Consider the following 17,101-nt stretch of genomic DNA (forward strand, 5'->3'; position numbering starts at 1 on the left):
CCCCCAGAGAGTGTCGTTGAGAAGTCGACGGGATCTCTTGGCCCCGCCGTGTAGTTGACAGCACAATACGGGGGCAAAATGACACTAAGGTGCCACTAAAATGACCGGTCAATGAACAGTAGATGACCAGCGTGCCCGGCAATCCGGGGTTTACCAGCCATTTACCGGAAAACGATTATCCGTCACCCATCACGGCCGGCATGGGAATGGCGTATTCTCTGGAGAGCTGCTGCAGGTCTTCTTCGATGGTGGGATAAAGAGAGACGCCCTGTGCCATCTGCTCACGCCGCAACGCCCAGGCCCGCTTGCCGGGTACACGGGCGGAACCGCCCTCATCCGTTGCGCAGGACTCCCACAAGTGGGTCAGCGCTGCAGTCTGGCGAAGGAAGTTCTGCTCACTGCCAAACGCCTTGGGGTCAATGATCTGCAGGAATACCGAATTGGCTTCATCGTCTCCCTTCACCTCATCGGCGCGACCGTAACCACCGAGCCCCATGGTAAGCACTTCCAGCATGGCGGACAGGGCCGCACCTTTATAACCGTGGTCTGCACCACCCACCGGCAGTATGCTGCCGCCATCGGCAAATGCCGCCGGATCGTCGGAGAGGTTGCCATCGCGGTCTTTGAGGTATTTCTCCGGCAATGTATCACCTTCCCGCTCCGCGCGCGCCACATAGCCACCAGCGGTGACGGACATACTGATATCAAACAGTAACGGGTAATCCGCGGCCGGTGCGCAGAAAGCGATGGGGTTGGCGGAAAACAGTGGGGTTTTACAGCCCTGGGGAGAAACCGTCTCTTCCGCGGGGGTGGAACAGGTGAGGATCCCCACGCAATTGCGCTCCACAATTCGCGGCAGATACGCCGCCAGGCAGGCGATATGCTGGCTGCGGCGAATGGTCGCCGTCACCACACCGTGCTCTCGGATTCTCTCCAGAGCCTGATCAATGGCCTGATTGACAATCCAGGGACCCGGCAAAAAGTCCGCATCCCAGTTAAAGGTATTACCGCGATCCGACAACACGTTGGGTTCTCCCTCGATGCGCGAGGCCCCGCTTTGCAACCACTTGAGATTACTCGCTACCCGGTGCAGCCCATGGGTGGTAAATCCCATCAGATCGGCCTGCAGGAAAGTTTCCGCCATCACATCGGCACGTGCTCGGGCGAGGCCCGTCGAGGCAAACAGGTCGCTGGCAAACTGTTTCAGGTCACGCGCGTTGTATCGGGTGGACATGTATTCTCCTTTTATCGGCGTTTTTCGGCGTTGACGATCATTGATCGGATACTTTTCCCCGCAGGGATTTTATCTGCCCTCGGCGGGACTTCTGCTTTAAACGGCGCTCGCGGGATCCCCGTGTGGGCTTGGTGGCGACCCGCTTCTTCGGGACTTTCGCGACGCTGACAATCAGTTCGCCCAACCGCTCCAGCACATCCGCGCGGTTTTTCTCCTGGGTGCGGAATCTCTGCCCCTTGATCACCACAACGCCATCGGCGGTGATGCGCTGGTCGCGTAAGCCTAGCAGGCGCTCTTTGATTGCCGGAGGCAAACTGGAAGCGCGAATATCGAAACGCAGGTGAATTGCGGTGGAGACCTTGTTGACGTTTTGCCCACCGGCACCGCCGGATCGCATCGCGTGCATATCGACCTCTTCCAGAGGGATTTCCAGGTTTTGAGAAATTTTCCACATATTAAGGGGCAGTATAATGAGCTGTGTTTATAACGCTAACTTTCGTCTATGCTGTGAGCAAAAGGCGCAAATTTATACCTCTATCAGGGGTAGCACATGTTAGGAACCGGCATGCCTGAGACCACCGACAACAGTAAACAACCGGCCCACTTCAACCCGCCGGTATTTTACTCGGCCACTGCGGTACTGCTGATGATGGTCGCCTATGCCGTTCTGGCTCCCGACCACGCGACATCCACGTTTAAAACCATGCAGACGTGGATCGTAACGCATATGAGCTGGTACTACGTGTTAACGGTGGCGGTGATTCTGATTGGCACCATTGTCATCGCCATGTCGCGCTTTGGTGAAATAAAGATGGGGCCGGAGCACGCGGAGCCCGAGTACGATTTTACCTCCTGGTTCGCCATGCTGTTTTCCGCTGGTATGGGGATAGGATTACTGTTTTTCGGCGTGGCCGAGCCGGTCATGCACTACCTGCAGCCACCGGTTGGGGAGACCGGCACCGTATTTGCCGCCCGCGAAGCCATGGTGCTGACCTTTTTCCACTGGGGCTTCCACGCCTGGGCCATCTACGCCATTGTGGCCCTGATACTCGCCTACTTCAGCTATCGCCACAAACTCCCTCTCACCCTGCGCTCCGCCCTGTATCCGCTGATAGGTGAACGTATCTACGGTCCCATCGGCCATGCCGTGGATGTGTTCGCCATTGTCGGTACCGTGTGCGGTGTCGCCACTACGCTCGGCTACGGCGTATTGCAGATCAACTCCGGGCTCAATCACCTGTTCGGGCTACCAGTGGGACAGTCGGTGCAGGTCGTATTGATTGTGGTTACCACCATTCTCGCCACAGTCTCGGTAGTGCTTGGGCTGGATGCAGGGATCAAGCGCCTTTCACAGCTCAATATGACCCTCGCCGCGATACTTCTGATCATGGTGTTGTTACTGGGCAGTACGGTATACCTGCTGCAGGCGTTCGTGCAAAACTTCGGAAGTTACGTATCGGAAATCGTCAGCAAAACATTCAACCTGTTTGCCTACGAGCCCACCGACTGGCTCGGAGGCTGGACAATTCTCTACTGGGGCTGGTGGATGTCCTGGTCCCCCTTTGTGGGCCTGTTTATTGCACGGATCTCCCGCGGGCGTACCATTCGTGAGTTTGTGATTGGCGCCATGCTGGTGCCGGCATTGGTCACCATGTTATGGATGACGTTCTTTGGCAATTCCGCCATCCATATGATTCTCGATCAGGGAATGACGCAGTTAGGCGAAGTCGTTGCCAGAGACCAGTCGGTGGCCCTTTTCCAGTTTCTGGAGCAGTTTCCCTTTTCTTCTGTCTTCTCCTTTGTCGCGGTCATCATGGTGATCGTCTTCTTTGTCACCTCGGCGGATTCCGGTGCCCTGGTGGTGAATATGCTCTCGTCCCACGGCAGAGATGAAACGCCTCTCTGGCAACGGATATTCTGGTGCGCCTTGATCGGGGTGGTGGCCATTGCACTGCTGCTCGCCGGCGGTCTCGGCTCACTCCAGACCGCAGTGATTGCCAGTGCACTGCCTTTTTCCGCCATTTTGCTGTGTGCCATGTACGGTCTGGTCAAGGCATTGCGCACAGACACGGTAAAACGCACCACACAGTCTGCCATTGTTGCACCGATCAGCGCACGCAACCCGGTAGTGTGGCAACGGCGGCTGAAAAATGCGCTCAAATTGCCCTCCCTGGCCGAAGTGCACGAGTATATTCGCGATGTGGGTAAGCCTGCGCTGGAAGAATTTGCCGAAGAGATGCGCAAAAATGGCTACGAGACCGAAGTCACCGAGAAACACAATCAATGGGTTCAGCTGACCGTATGCCAGGGCGATGAAACCGGATTCGTTTACGGTATTTACCCCAAGGCCACACTCAAGCCCGACGCCAGCCAGCCGGATAAAGAGCTGGCCGACGATTACGATGACGGTTCACCGGATACCTATTTCCGCGCGGAGGTACACCTCTACGAGGGCGGCCAGGATTACGACGTGATGGGGTGGACCAAGGACCAGCTGCTCACCGATATGGTCACCCAGTACGAGCGGCACCTGCAGTTTCTGCACACCCTGCGTTAACCGCCAGGGAAAACTGCTTGAGAGATTGATTTACCCCGACATTTCCCGACCGAGTCAGACCCATGCAATCGCATACCACCGAAGACGGCAAAGCAAAGTTTGATCCGCCGGTTTTCTACACCGCCACCGGCTTACTCCTGCTCCTGGTGGCGTACGCGGTGTTCTTTCCGGAAGATGCCACCGCCCGCTTCCAGAGCATGCAAAGTGGCATTGTCACTTATATGGGCTGGTACTATGTGCTGATTGTCGCGGTACTGTTAGTGACCGTGGTCATCATCAGTATGTCGCGGCTCGGCGACATCAAACTCGGGCCCGAACACGAAAAACCCGAATACGGCTTCTGGTCCTGGCTCGCCATGCTGTTCTCTGCGGGTATCGGCATCGGCCTGCTGTTTTTCGGTGTCGCCGAGCCGGTGATGCACTATATGAACCCGCCGGATGCGGAGCCCGGGACCATCGCCGCCGCGCGCGAAGCCATGATCCTGAGTATTTTCCACTGGGGTTTCCACGTGTGGGCCATTTTTGCCGGCGTGGCGCTGATTCTCGGTTACTTCAGTTATCGCCACAATCTGCCGCTGACACTGCGCTCCGCGCTCTATCCGATGATTGGTGAGCGCATCCACGGTCCCATTGGCCATGCCATTGATGTGTTTGCCATTGTGAGCACCGTGTGTGGTGTCGCCACCACCCTGGGGTTTGGTGTACTGCAGATGAACTCCGGGCTGAATCACCTGTTCGGCATTCCTGTCGGTGAGGTCACTCAGGTGATACTGATCGTCGTCACCACCTCCCTTGCCACCGTCTCTGTCGTAGTTGGACTGGATGCGGGCATCAAACGCCTGTCACAGCTGAATATGGGCCTGGCCGCCCTGCTATGCCTGACCATTCTGGTACTCGGAAGTACCGTGTTTCTGTTCCAGGCGTTTGTACAGAACCTGGGAAGCTACCTGTCGGTGCCGGTCAACCGAACCTTCAATCTCTATGCCTATGCACCTACCGACTGGATCGGCGGCTGGACGATTTTTTACTGGGGCTGGTGCCTGAGCTGGTCACCTTTTGTCGGGTTGTTTATCGCGCGTATTTCCCGCGGCCGCACCATTCGGGAATTCGCTGTGGGCACGCTGCTGATGCCTACACTGATCACCATCATCTGGCTGACCGTGTTCGGCAACTCCGCCATCAAGATGATCCGCGACGAGGGCCTGCAGTCTCTCGCAGACATGATTCAGAAAGATCAGTCGCTGGCACTGTTCCAGTTCCTGGAGCAATTTCCGTTCTCCCAGGCGCTGTCCGGCCTCGCCATTATTTTGGTGGTCATCTTCTTCATCACCTCCGCCGACTCCGGTGCCATGGTGATGAACATGCTCTCGTCCCATGGGCGTGACGATACCCCGGCCTGGCAGCGGATTTTCTGGTCAGCCATTATCGGCGTGGTCGCGATTGCCCTGCTGCTCGCCGGTGGGCTTGCGTCACTGCAAACCGCTGCCATTGCCAGTGCGCTGCCTTTCTCGATCATCCTGTTGGTGGCCATCTACGGACTCATCAAGGCACTGCGTATGGACTCCGCCAAAAAGGATGCGCAATCCGCACCGGTGGCCCCGATCAGTGCCCGAAACCCGGTCTCCTGGGAACGCCGCCTGCGCAATCTGGTACAGCTGCCTTCCCTGCAGGAAGTCCACGAATACATTCACGAGACAGCCGAGCCCGCCCTGCGTAAATTCGCCGCACAGATGCAAAAAAACGGGTTTGTCGCCGAAGTCACGGAAGACGAAAACGCGGTGGTACATCTCACCGTGTACCAGGGTGACGAAGTGGACTTTCTCTACAGCATCTACCCCAAAGCACATCTGAAGCCCAATGCCAGCAATGCGGATACGGTGCTGGACGATAACCACGACGACGGCTCACCAGACATCTATTTTCGTGCGGAAGTCCATTTGAGCGAGGGCGGCCAGGATTACGATGTGATGGGCTGGACCAGTGACCAGCTGTTGACCGACATCCTGTCGCAGTACGAGCGGCATCTGCAGTTCCTTCACTCCCTGCGTTAATCGGCGGGTTTGCAACGATTACTTGAAACCAGGCTAATCAATACCAGTACAATGGCCGGGTTATCCACAGGATGATTCCGGCCATGTACTTACTGCACACACCACGACTGCAATTGCGCAGACTCACTGATAGTGACGACGACGCGCGCTTTACCCTCACACTGCTCAACGATCCGGATTTCCACCGTTTTATCGGTGACCGCGGTGTGCATTCCCTCGAGGATGCACGCAATTACCTGCTACAAGGCCCCATTGCCATGTACCAGAGTCACGGTTTTGGCATGTACCTTGTGGAGCTGAAGGATGGTACGCCCATCGGTCAGGCGGGATTGCTACGCAGGAACGGGCTCGATGACGTGGATATCGGCTTTGCCTTCCTGCCGCAGTATCGCGGCCAGGGATTTGCAAGGGAATCCGCCACGGCGGTAATGGACTGGGGGAAACAGCAGCTGGCATTAAAGCGCATCGTCGCCATTGCCTCACCGGACAACCAGCGTTCCATTCACCTGCTAGAGAAACTTGGCCTTGAGAAAGAAAGGCCGGTCACCTTGCCCGGTAGCGATGAGCAGCTATTACTGATGGGATGGAATCAGTCGAGCTGAACGCTCTCCCGTGTCCCTCCCAGTCCCGTCCTGAAATAAAAAAGCGAGCCGAAGCTCGCTTTTTTACTGGTTACACATTTAGTCGATTGCAAATTCAGTGCGCGCTGGCCTGACCTGCCCCCTGCGGGAAACGAATACTCTCCACCATTTCCTGTACATCCTGGGGCGCCTGCCGGGTCACTTTTGCCACCCCGATGGCCACCGCGAAGTTGATGATCATCCCCAGGGTGCCAATGCCCTCCGGGGAGATACCAAACCACCAGTTATCCGGAGAGTTGGCCGCCGGGTTGATAAACTTGAAGTAGCAGATGTAAGCGGCGGTAAACAGGATACCGGAGACCATACCGGCGATGGCGCCTTCCTTGTTCATCCGCTTGGAGAAGATCCCCATGATGATCGCCGGGAAGAAGGACGATGCCGCGAGCCCGAAGGCAAAGGCGACCACCTGCGCCACAAAGCCCGGCGGGTTGATCCCCAGATAACCGGCAATACAGATGGCCACGGCGGCGGCACCGCGGGCGTAGAGCAGTTCCTTCTTCTCGCTGATATTGGGCATCAGATTGCGCTTCAGCAGGTCGTGGGAGATGGATGTGGAGATCACCAGCAGCAGGCCTGCAGAGGTCGACAGTGCGGCGGCCACACCGCCGGCAGCTACCAGGGCGATCACCCAGGCGGGCAGATCGGCAATTTCCGGATTTGCCAGCACCATGATGTCGCGGTCGACGCTCATCTCATTGCGCTCATCCCCGGAGTAGAACATCTTGCCGTCGGCATTTTTGTCTTCCCACTTGATCAAGCCGGTTTCTTCCCAGTTGGAAATCCAGCTGGGGGCTTCCGCGTGGGCGGTGCCCTGTCCATCCGGGCCGTTGATGGTGTCGATCATGTTCACCCGCGCGAAGGAGGCGATGGCCGGTGCGGTGGTGTACAGCAGGGCTATAAACAGCAGTGCCCAACCGGCGGACTTCCGCGCGTCGCGCACTTTCGGCACAGTAAAGAAGCGCACGATGACATGGGGAAGACCGGCGGTTCCCACCATCAGTGCGGCAGTGATAAAGAAGACATCGATGGTGCTTTTGGTACCGGAAGTGTATTCGGCAAAGCCGAGTTCTGCGGAGAGTCCGTCGAGTTTATCCAGCAGGTAGGTGCCGTCCGACAGCATGCCACCGAAGCCGGTTTGCGGCAGGGGGTGTCCGGTCATCATGATGGAGATAAAAATCGCCGGCACCATGTAGGCAAAGATCAGCAACAGTACTGGGCAACCTGGGTATAGGTAATGCCTTTCATACCGCCGAGCACCGCGTAGAAGAACACCACCCCCATACCGATAATGACACCAGTGGCAATATCCACTTCCAGGAAGCGGGAAAACACCACACCGACACCGCGCATCTGCCCGGCCACATAGGTAAAGCACACGAAGATGGCACAGACTACAGCCACGGTCCGTGCGGCCTGGGAGTAGTAGCGATCACCGATAAAGTCCGGCACGGTAAATTTACCGAACTTGCGCAGGTAAGGTGCGAGGCACAGTGCCAGTAGCACGTAGCCCCCGGTCCAGCCCAGCAGGTACACCGCGCCGTCGTAACCCATAAAGGAAATCAGGCCGGCCATGGAAATAAACGAGGCCGCCGACATCCAGTCCGCCGCGGTGGCCATGCCGTTGGCCACCGGGTGTACGCCGCCGCCGGCGACGTAAAAGTCGTTGGTGGAGCCGGCACGGGCCCACAGCGCGATGCCGATATAGAGAACGAAGGTCGCACCGACAATCAGAAAAGTAAGGCTCTGTACGTCCATGATTTAGTGACCTCCCTGCAGCTGTTGTGCTTGGGATTGCTGTGCATGGGATTGTTGCACTTCGGGTGCAGCGGCGGTATTCGTCTGCTCGGCAGGTTCGTCGTCTTCGTAGACGCCGTACTTTTTATCCAGCTGATTCATTTTGTAGACGTAGACAAAGATCAGCACCAGGAACATGTAGATGGCGCCCTGCTGGGCAAACCAGAAACCGAGCTTAAAACCGCCCATGCGGATCTGGTTCAGCTCGTCCACGAACAGAATGCCGCAGCCGAAAGACACCACAAACCACACCACCAGCAAGCTGAACATCAGCTTGAGGTTCTCCCGCCAGTAATCACTGGCCTTCTGTTTACTCTCGAAACTCATCGTTTTCACTCCACTTTATTGTGCACTTATTGTTGGTTTGAAATTGGATCCGGGTTGATCAAAAAACATATTTCACTGACAGCTGCATACGGTGTAGCTCACCCTGATCGTTCTTCAGTAATCCACTCAGGTTTTCCACTTCCTTACTGGCAAAAATATACTCGCCGCCCAAGGTCATCTTCGGCACCGGTGAATACATCAGGTTCAGGTGCAGGCTCTGGTAAGACGAAGGCGTCATATCGCCAACCGTATCCGGGTTGTCCGCCGTAGTGGCGGAAAGCACCAGGTTACTGCGCCACTGGTCACTCCAGAAATGACGCAGTGCCACGTAGCCTCCGTGCTGGTCGATCAGATCGATACTGCCATCAATGGGATCGATAATACCGCCGCGGTAGCTGTTTAACCCCAGGTAGCGGCCCAGGGCATTGCCGTAGCTGTACATAAAGCGCAGATCGTCGCGACCCAGCTGCCATTTCCCGGCGAGACTGATGGCATAACCCTGCTCGGACTCGTTGCTGCCATCGGCGTGATCATAGGCCAGCTCGCGACTCAGGGAAGCGATGGAATAACTCAGATCACCCAGGCTGTTGTCGTAGCGCAGCACCATATCCGGACGGCTGTTGTCGTCGTAGGGGTTTTCGGCTCCGTTGTACAGGGTCGTGGCCGGGTTTTCCGCGGCAATCATCACCTTGCCACTGCCGAGGCCCTGGGTATAACGCAGCTGCGGCTGGCGCTCAAAAATTGTGCCCACCGGGCCGACAAAATCCAGTCCTTCCGGCAAGGTGCCCACATTGAAAAAAGTGGACCAGGTCTGACCCGCAAGCAGCGCGCGGTCGCCATCCATATTCCAGTTCACATAGGCGTGGCGCAGGCGCTGGGCGTAGGAGTTGCTGATACGCTCATCCCCCTGCCCGCCCGCCATGGCATCGATCTCGATATGGGTCTCTACGCGGCCGGCCCCGGCCTGGGTGGAAGACTTGAAAAACAGCCGGGTGGATTTGGCGTGGGCGTTGTAGTGCACATCGCCACTCTCTCCGCCGACGGGGATGGTGGACGGCACATCGCTGAAGATGCTGTCGAGTTTGACGTAGCCACCGATCTGGATATCGGTGCTGCCGAAGCGAGAGGTTTTTGGCGGTTCCGGGTTTTCAACTACCACAGCCGGCTGGCTCGCGGCCAACTGATCCACCTGCGCCTGAAGCTGGGCAATGCGCTGTTGCAACTGCTCCGCGGTCATTACCCGGGATGAAACATTGTCGGGCTCGGCCGCGAGCGCGGGCAAACCATTCACCATCGCTACCAGCGCCACTGCGCTGGCCAAACTGCTTTTTATTATTCTTTCCGACATAGTCTTTGTCCTTGCCGTCGTTTGTTGGAGTGAGCACTCCAAGCAAACAACTTCGCGGATCCATCGGGTATTAGCCAATGGTCTAAATTCGACCAATGGCTATACCAAAGATGGTAACTGCGCCGTCCTTTTCCCGCCTTTCGACTTTTGTCTAATACGACCTGTCGCGGCGCCGGTGCCAGAATGCAGCGCATAAGAAATTGCACTGATGAGAGGCCTACCCGTGACCAGTCAACCAGAGACATACCTCGTACCCGACAGCTACGCCGCCAGTTCACTGCTGGACGAAGCGGGTTACTTCGAGATGTACAACCGCTCAATTCAAGACCCGGATGGCTTCTGGCGCGAGCAGGCCCAGCGCATCGACTGGATGGAGCCCTTCAGCCAGGTGCAGGATGTTTCCTTTGCCAAAGACGACCTGCATATCCGCTGGTTCGCCGACGGCAAGCTGAACGTGGCCGCCAACTGCCTGGACCGGCACCTGGAGCACCACGGTGACGACACCGCCATCCTGTGGGTGGGCGACGAACCGGGCACTTCCCGGGAGATCAGCTACCGGGAACTGCACCGGGATGTCTGCCGCCTTGCCAACGGCCTCAAGAGCCTGGGTGTGCAGAAAGGCGATGTGGTCACCATCTACATGCCGATGGTGCCGGAAGCGGCGGTCGCGATGCTGGCCTGCGCCCGCATTGGTGCGGTGCACTCGGTGGTGTTTGCCGGCTTCTCGCCGGAGGCCCTGGCCGGACGCATGGACGACGGCCAGTCCCGCGTACTGATCACCGCCAATGCCGGTCGCCGCGGCGGCCGCTCGGTGCCGCTGAAGCGGAACGTGGACCGCGCCATTGCCCTGTGTCAGGAAACCAATGTGGAACACGTGGTGGTGTTTAACTACACAGACGACGCCACCGACTGGAACCCGACCATTGATCGCGACTATGCGGAACTGGTGTCCGCCCAGAGCGACGACTGTCCGGCGGAAGTGATGGGCGCGGAAGACCCGCTGTTTATCCTCTACACCTCCGGCTCCACCGGTAAACCCAAGGGGGTACTGCATACCAGCGGTGGTTACATCACCTACGCTTCCCTGACCCACGAATACGTCTTCGACTACCGCCGCGGCGAGCGCTACTGGTGCGCAGCGGACGTAGGCTGGATCACCGGTCACAGCTATATCGTCTACGGGCCTCTGGCCAACGGTGCCACCACCGTAATGTACGAAGGCGTGCCCCATTACCCGGACGTCACCCGGGTCGCACAGATCATCGACGACCACCAGATCAATATTCTGTATATCGCCCCCACCGCCATCCGCGCACTGATGGCCGAGGGCAACAAACCGGTGGCCGGCGCCAGTCTGGAGAGCCTGCGCCTGCTCGGCACCGTGGGCGAACCGATCAACCCGGAGGCCTGGAAGTGGTTCCATCGCACCTTCGGTCGCAGCCAGTGCCCCATTGTGGATACCTGGTGGCAGACGGAAACCGGCGGCCATATGCTCACCCCCCTGCCCGGTGCCACCCCTCTCAAGCCCGGCTCCACCACCCGCCCCTTCTTTGGGGTACAACCGGCGCTGGTGGACAACGACGGCAATCTGCTCGATGGCGCGGCCGACGGCAATCTGGTGTTGCTGGGCAGCTGGCCGGGACAGATGCGCACGGTCTTCGGCGACCACCAGCGCTTTGTCGATACCTACTTCAGCACCTTTGAAAACATGTATTTCACCGGCGACGGCGCGCGCCGCGACGAGGACGGTTATTACTGGATCACCGGCCGTGTGGACGATGTGCTCAATGTCTCCGGCCACCGCATGGGCACCGCAGAGCTGGAGAGCGCACTGGTGGCACATGAAGCGGTCGCCGAAGCCGCGGTGGTGGGCTACCCCCACGATATCAAGGGTCAGGGAATCTACGTCTACGTCACCCTGAACAACGGTGTGGAACCCAGCGAGGAAATGCACCAGACCCTGCGCAACTGGCTGCGTTCGGAGATTGGCCCCATCGCCACACCGGACTTCATCCAGTGGGCACCAGGGCTGCCCAAGACCCGCTCAGGCAAGATCATGCGCCGTATCCTGCGCAAGGTGGCCGCAGACGAGTGTGAGCAGCTGGGGGACACCTCCACCCTGGCCGACCCGGGCGTGGTGGATAATTTGGTGTCCAACCGCGCAGCGGCAACGGTTTAGCCGACCCACCCACAGCCCAAAGCAGCAGTCCCCAAAAAATAACAAGCAGAAAAATAACAGCAGGAAGCGGTGGGGTTTTCCCGTTACACTTTTCATTCCAAGCAGAAAACGTGAACCGGGAAAATCCCACTGACCAGGGATGCAAAGCGATGAACGAGCCAGCCAGTACCGGGCAAGCTGCCCGACAATTTATTATTGCGGATGACCACCCCCTGTTCCGCAATGCCCTGCGCCTGTCTATCCAGCAGAACTTTCCCGGTGCCACCATTTACGAAGCCTGCGATATGCAGAGCCTGCAACAGTGCGCCGCGGAGCATCCGGACTGCGACCTGCTGTTGCTGGATTTGCATATGCCCGGCGCCCACGGATTCAGCGGGCTGATATTTCTGAGCGGCCAGTACCCGCAGCTGCCGGTGATGGTGGTGTCCGCCAATGAAAAGCCGGAAATCATGTGTAGAGCCATCGACTACGGCGCCTGCGGTTTTCTGCCGAAGTCCGCCCCGGTAGAGCAGATTGCCACTTCCCTGCAAAAGACCCTGGACGGAGAAATCTGGTTGCCACCAGCCGTGGCGGACCGCTACGAATCCGGTAATACAACGGAAGAAAATGAAGTGGTGGATGTGATTGCCACACTGACACCGCAACAGTTTCGTGTGGCCACCATGCTGGCGGAAGGACTGCTGAACAAGCAGATTGCCTATGAAATGCAGGTCACCGAAGCCACGGTAAAGGCCCACCTCACCGCCCTGTTTCGCAAACTGAAGGTCAACTCCCGCACCCAGGCGGTGTTGGCACTAAGCAGCCTGGATGTGGAAGCCCCGGGACAGTTCGCCCCGCCGCAGAAGCCAGATTCGAAAAACACTCCCTCCAATTGAGACACTCAGTGATGCCGGTTACGCCCGGCGCGCCCCAGGCGTCGCACCAGATTGCGTAATACCGCCGGTTTCACCGGTTTCGGTAAATAGAACCAGCCCCGCTCGGTGGCCGCGCTGCGCACTTCCTCGGAAGTATCGGCGCTGATCACAATACCCGGCAATTCGGCCTGCCAGTATTCACACAGCGACTCCAGAACCTGCACCCCGGTCGCGCCGCGATCCAGATGGTAATCCACAATCACCAGTGCCGGGGGGCTCGGTGCCCCCCAGTTCTCCAGCGCTTCCTCCAGTGATGCCGCAGTCACCACCCGGCACCCCCAACCACCGAGAAGGCTTTGCATACCGCGCAGAATCTGGCGCTCGTTGTCGATGCACAGCACCGGTATCGCCGACGCACTCTCGGTGGCATCGTCGCCCGCGGCCTCCTGCGGCGCCCTCTGACGCTCCCCCACCGGCACACGAATACTGAACATGGACCCGCAACCGGGGGTGGATGCCAGTCCCAAGGGATGGCCCAACAGGTCGGCACTGCGCCGGGCAATGGCAAGCCCCAGCCCGAGCCCCTTGTCGGCGCTGCGCTCGGAACTACCGAGACGCACAAACTCGTCAAAAATGGTTTCTTTTGCTGCGTCCGCGATACCGGGGCCGGTATCCCACACCTGAATTTCCAGTAGCGGCCTGCCCTCCGTATCGGAACGGTGGCGCACCCCCAGCAGTATCCGACCACGGGCGGTGTAATGGATCGCGTTGCTTAGAAAGTTCTGCAGGATTCTGCGCAACAGATAACGGTCGCTGTACACCCAGGTGCTGGTAGGCACGTAGTGCAATGCCAGACCGTGCTCGCTGGCCAGCACGGAAAACTCCGCATTCAGGCCATCCATCAACTGACGCAGGGGAAAGTGCGCGCGCTTCGGTTTCAGGTTACCCGCATCCAGCCTGCTGATTTCCCGCAGTGCGCCAATCAGCTGCTCTGCGGAAGTGAGCGCGCTGTCGATATAGTGAATATCGTCGCCCATTTCCCGCCAGCTGCCTTTTGCGGCCTTGTTCTGCAGCGAGGCAATAAACAGGCGCGCGGCATTGATCGGCTGCAGCAGGTCGTGACTGGTATGGGCGAGGAAGCGGGTTTTTGCCGCGTGTAATTCCCGAATTTTGATTTCCGCTTCCCCGCGCCGGCGGTTCTCTTCCTGCAGCGCGCGGTTACTTTCAGAAAGTTCTGCCGTGCGCTGCTGTACGCGATCCTCCAGGCTGCGCCGGGTTTCCTCCAGAGCATCCACTGCTGCGCGGTATTCACTGATATCGGTAAAGGTCGTGACAAAACCGCCCCCGGGCATGGGGGTCCCGCGCACCTCCACAATAGCGCCGCTGGGCAGGCGGCGTTCAAATCGGTGGGCACTGCCGTGGCGCAACAGGTCGAGGCGTCGCTGTACATGGGCTTCCAACCGCTCGGGGTCGTGAGTGTCACCGTAAAGTCCGCGCTCGGCATTGTGGCGATACAGAGACGCCACCGGACAACCGATATACAGCAACCGCTCCGGGTAATCGAACAGCTCCAGATACTGGCGGTTCCAGGCCACCAGGCGCAGGTCCGCATCCACCACACTGATGCCCTGGCTGATGGTTTCCACCGTGGTCTGCAGCAGTTCCTGGCTGAAGCGCAGGCGCTGGGAAGTGCTGTCTACCAGTCGCGCAATATCTTCCAGTTTTAACGGGCGGTTGCTGTAGAGCAATGCCATGACCTGATTCGCGGCCGCAGACCCCACAATGCCGGCGAGGATACGCTCGGCATCGGCAATCACGAAGCGCGAGGCAGCGTCGTCCGGCAGCAGGCGCTGCTGGCTGCGCAGCTCAAAGTCGTTCCAGATCTCCTCCAGCCGCGACGCGCCCACAAAGGGTTGCAACAGACTCCGCACCTGGCCCATACGGATACCAGTAGGTACCAGGTCCGGTGCCGGGGCATCGGACTGCTCCGGGGTGACAAACGCCAGTGCCTGACACTGATCGTTGTCATTCTGTCTGGAAACCAGAGACACGCCCACCAGCAGCAGAATATTCCCCAGTAGACTCCAGAAGACCCCGTGGCTCAATGGGTCCAGCCCGGACACTCCCAGAAACTGCTGTGGGTGCAGTAACGCCACGCCAAACAGGCCGTGCTGGAGAATATCGGAGTCGGGGTACATGGAGGGCACGACCAGGCAAAAGAGCCACAAGCCATATCCGGCGATCAATCCCGCCCAGACACCACGGCGGTGTGCCCGCGGCCAATAGAGCGCGGCCACCAGCGCCGGTGCCAGTTGCGCTGCGGCAGCAAACGACAGCAGACCAATTGAAGCCAGAGCTTCGGTTCCGGATATACCGTGGTGGACTCCCCAGCTCATCAGCATCAGTAAAAGAATACTGAGGCTGCGAATAAGCCGCAGATGTGTACCCAATGCCACCGCGGTCAGGCGGGTAAAGCGGCTGAGGAACAACCACAGCGGTGCTACCAGTTCATTGGAAACCATGATCGAGAGTGTCAGCACCGCAACGATCACCATTCCGGTTGCCGCAGAAAATCCGCCGATATACGCAAAGGTGGTCAGTGCACTGTTTCCCGCCTGCAGCGGCAGCGTCAGCACCACGCTATCCGGCGCACTCAATCCGGCTGCCACCAGCGGCTGCCCGGCAAGAGAAATCGGCAGTATTAAAATGGAAAACAGAAGCAGATAAGCCGGTAGCAGCCAGCGCGCCGTGTGCAGGTCTTCCGGTTTGCGGTATTCCACCACAGCCATATGAAACTGGCGCGGCAGACAGACAATCGCCGCCATCGCCAGCAGGGTCTGGGTGAAAAAATTGATGTCTGGCGCCAACCATTGCAGCTGTGGCTGCCAGGATACTGCCGGCAGCCCACTTCCCCCGGTTATCAGCAACCACAGTGCCAGTGCCGCCACCGCGGCAAAAGCGAACAGCTTGACGAGAGATTCCAGGGCGATTGCCGCCACGACTCCCACATTGCGCTCCCGCCCCTCCAGATGACGAGTGCCAAAAAGTATCGCGAACAGCCCCATCAACAATGCGGTGGCGAGCGCCGTATCCAGACTGGCAAACCTGTCCGTACCACCGTCCCCGCCACCAATAACCTCCCAGCCCATGGTGACCGCGCGCAGCTGCAACGCGATATACGGCAGGCTACCGACAATGGCCAGCAGGGTGACCAGTGCGGAAAGTCCACGGCTTTTGCCGTAGCGGGAGCCGATAAAATCGGCAATGGAGGTAATCTTCTGACGCTCCCCCACCTGTACCAACTTGTGTAGAAAACCACCGGCAAACAGGAATAACAGAATGGGCCCGAGGTAGATCGGCAGGTAGCTCCAGGTATCGCTCACCGCCTGCCCCACGGCACCAAAAAACGTCCACGAGCTGCAGTAGACCGCGAGAGTCAGGCCGTACAGCAATGGGCGCACATGCTGGATCCACCCCATATGCCACCCCGCCCGCCAGGCGACCACAAAGAGTAGCGCCACATAGAGCAGTGCAAACAACAGCAGAAATGAAGTGCCGACCATGAATTTCTCACGCAACCAGTTCGGCGTATCTGTATAACCGATGGCGAGGGCCAGGAGCAATTAGAGAAACGTCGAAGCCCTGGAAACGGCGTATACGGGGCAGGCCACACGGACTTCCGGCAGCACGCAGGGATGAGTACAACGGGGTAATCTCAGCGGCGCGACTTGACGCACCGGGACGCTGAACTAGGCTTAGTGGGGAAGTTTGGCCCTTCGACAATTATCAAAGAGTATCGCGCCATGATTATCGCCACCGATATGCCCGAAGTATCCAGCTGTACCGCCATCGAATGTGCTTACAATACCGATGCCGCCTGCCACGCCCGCGCCATTACGGTTGGCGATGGCACCAGTCCGGACTGTGACACCTATTTCAGCAACAGCCATCACACCAAGCGCGAACGCAATGCCGGCGTTGGCGCCTGCAAGGTCACCGGGTGCAGCCATAATGTCGATTTCGAGTGTGGTGCAGATCAGATCGAGCTCGGTTACAGCGGCGATTCCGTCAACTGCCTGACCTACGCCCACTGAGCCCAGACAGACACTTTTCTGC

At 58.5% G+C, this 17,101-nt stretch carries 11 protein-coding genes and 1 pseudogene; 6 read left to right on the forward strand and 6 right to left on the reverse strand.

Going from position 1 to position 17,101, the window contains the following annotated elements; genetic code table 11:
- Positions 1 to 175: 175 nt before the first annotated feature.
- Both LRR79_RS14990 and arfB read right to left on the reverse strand, forming a co-directional pair.
- Positions 176 to 1,234, reverse strand: coding sequence for an Ldh family oxidoreductase (locus LRR79_RS14990; protein WP_231757982.1), 1,059 nt, complete (start codon positions 1,232 to 1,234; stop codon positions 176 to 178).
- A 37-nt stretch (positions 1,235 to 1,271) separates the two neighbouring features.
- The gene (gene arfB / locus LRR79_RS14995; RefSeq protein WP_456085662.1) at positions 1,272 to 1,640 is read right to left on the reverse strand and encodes an alternative ribosome rescue aminoacyl-tRNA hydrolase ArfB; all 369 of its coding nucleotides are present in this window, start codon (positions 1,638 to 1,640) and stop codon (positions 1,272 to 1,274) included.
- Positions 1,641 to 1,799: 159 nt separating this feature from the next.
- On the opposite strand from arfB, the gene LRR79_RS15000 reads away from it, so the two are divergent.
- The 3 genes from LRR79_RS15000 to LRR79_RS15010 all read left to right on the forward strand — a co-directional run bounded on the left by LRR79_RS15000 (position 1,800) and on the right by LRR79_RS15010 (position 6,444).
- The gene (locus LRR79_RS15000) at positions 1,800 to 3,791 is read left to right on the forward strand and encodes a BCCT family transporter (RefSeq protein WP_231757984.1); all 1,992 of its coding nucleotides are present in this window, start codon (positions 1,800 to 1,802) and stop codon (positions 3,789 to 3,791) included.
- A gap of 62 nt (positions 3,792 to 3,853) precedes the next feature.
- Complete coding sequence (locus LRR79_RS15005) at positions 3,854 to 5,842, forward strand: BCCT family transporter (RefSeq protein ID WP_231757985.1); 1,989 nt, start codon at positions 3,854 to 3,856, stop codon at positions 5,840 to 5,842.
- An 83-nt stretch (positions 5,843 to 5,925) separates the two neighbouring features.
- Positions 5,926 to 6,444 carry a GNAT family N-acetyltransferase gene (locus LRR79_RS15010; RefSeq protein ID WP_231757986.1) on the forward strand — a complete coding sequence of 173 codons (519 nt, stop codon included), beginning with the start codon at positions 5,926 to 5,928 and terminating at the stop codon, positions 6,442 to 6,444.
- Positions 6,445 to 6,538: 94 nt separating this feature from the next.
- Here the strand turns inward: LRR79_RS15010 and LRR79_RS15015 are convergent.
- From LRR79_RS15015 to LRR79_RS15025, 3 genes and pseudogenes are all read right to left on the reverse strand, one after another.
- Positions 6,539 to 8,238: pseudogene (locus tag LRR79_RS15015) on the reverse strand (sodium:solute symporter family protein).
- A gap of 3 nt (positions 8,239 to 8,241) precedes the next feature.
- Entirely contained in the window at positions 8,242 to 8,604 is a 363-nt protein-coding gene (locus LRR79_RS15020) for a DUF4212 domain-containing protein (RefSeq protein ID WP_407665216.1), read from the reverse strand.
- Between the two features lie 58 nt (positions 8,605 to 8,662).
- Complete coding sequence (locus LRR79_RS15025; RefSeq protein ID WP_231757987.1) at positions 8,663 to 9,952, reverse strand: DcaP family trimeric outer membrane transporter; 1,290 nt, start codon at positions 9,950 to 9,952, stop codon at positions 8,663 to 8,665.
- Between the two features lie 223 nt (positions 9,953 to 10,175).
- On the opposite strand from LRR79_RS15025, the gene acs reads away from it, so the two are divergent.
- A complete protein-coding gene (gene acs / locus LRR79_RS15030; protein WP_231757988.1) occupies positions 10,176 to 12,131 on the forward strand; it encodes an acetate--CoA ligase in 1,956 nt (651 codons plus the stop codon).
- Positions 12,132 to 12,280: 149 nt separating this feature from the next.
- Entirely contained in the window at positions 12,281 to 13,006 is a 726-nt protein-coding gene (locus tag LRR79_RS15035) for a response regulator transcription factor (RefSeq protein WP_231757989.1), read from the forward strand.
- A 5-nt stretch (positions 13,007 to 13,011) separates the two neighbouring features.
- Here the strand turns inward: LRR79_RS15035 and LRR79_RS15040 are convergent, their stop codons facing one another.
- Positions 13,012 to 16,608, reverse strand: a complete 3,597-nt coding sequence (locus LRR79_RS15040) for a hybrid sensor histidine kinase/response regulator (protein ID WP_231757990.1) — start codon at positions 16,606 to 16,608, stop codon at positions 13,012 to 13,014.
- Between the two features lie 180 nt (positions 16,609 to 16,788).
- Here LRR79_RS15040 and LRR79_RS15045 point away from each other — a divergent pair, with 180 nt between their 5' ends.
- The gene (locus LRR79_RS15045) at positions 16,789 to 17,079 is read left to right on the forward strand and encodes a DUF1540 domain-containing protein (RefSeq protein ID WP_043320249.1); all 291 of its coding nucleotides are present in this window, start codon (positions 16,789 to 16,791) and stop codon (positions 17,077 to 17,079) included.
- Positions 17,080 to 17,101: the final 22 nt, after the last annotated feature.

The organism is Microbulbifer elongatus, from assembly GCF_021165935.1.
GTDB classification, from domain to species: domain Bacteria; phylum Pseudomonadota; class Gammaproteobacteria; order Pseudomonadales; family Cellvibrionaceae; genus Microbulbifer; species Microbulbifer elongatus.

Bases quoted from the DNA above. Each gene is read 5' to 3' on its own strand.
- LRR79_RS14990 (WP_231757982.1), bottom strand. From the start codon at position 1,234: ATGTCCACCCGATACAACGCGCGTGACCTGAAACAGTTTGCCAGCGAC.
- arfB (WP_456085662.1), bottom strand. From the start codon at position 1,640: ATGCACGCGATGCGATCCGGCGGTGCCGGTGGGCAAAACGTCAACAAG.
- LRR79_RS15000 (WP_231757984.1), top strand. From the start codon at position 1,800: ATGCCTGAGACCACCGACAACAGTAAACAACCGGCCCACTTCAACCCG.
- LRR79_RS15005 (WP_231757985.1), top strand. From the start codon at position 3,854: ATGCAATCGCATACCACCGAAGACGGCAAAGCAAAGTTTGATCCGCCG.
- LRR79_RS15010 (WP_231757986.1), top strand. From the start codon at position 5,926: ATGTACTTACTGCACACACCACGACTGCAATTGCGCAGACTCACTGAT.
- LRR79_RS15020 (WP_407665216.1), bottom strand. From the start codon at position 8,604: ATGAGTTTCGAGAGTAAACAGAAGGCCAGTGATTACTGGCGGGAGAAC.
- LRR79_RS15025 (WP_231757987.1), bottom strand. From the start codon at position 9,952: ATGTCGGAAAGAATAATAAAAAGCAGTTTGGCCAGCGCAGTGGCGCTG.
- LRR79_RS15035 (WP_231757989.1), top strand. From the start codon at position 12,281: ATGAACGAGCCAGCCAGTACCGGGCAAGCTGCCCGACAATTTATTATT.
- LRR79_RS15045 (WP_043320249.1), top strand. From the start codon at position 16,789: ATGATTATCGCCACCGATATGCCCGAAGTATCCAGCTGTACCGCCATC.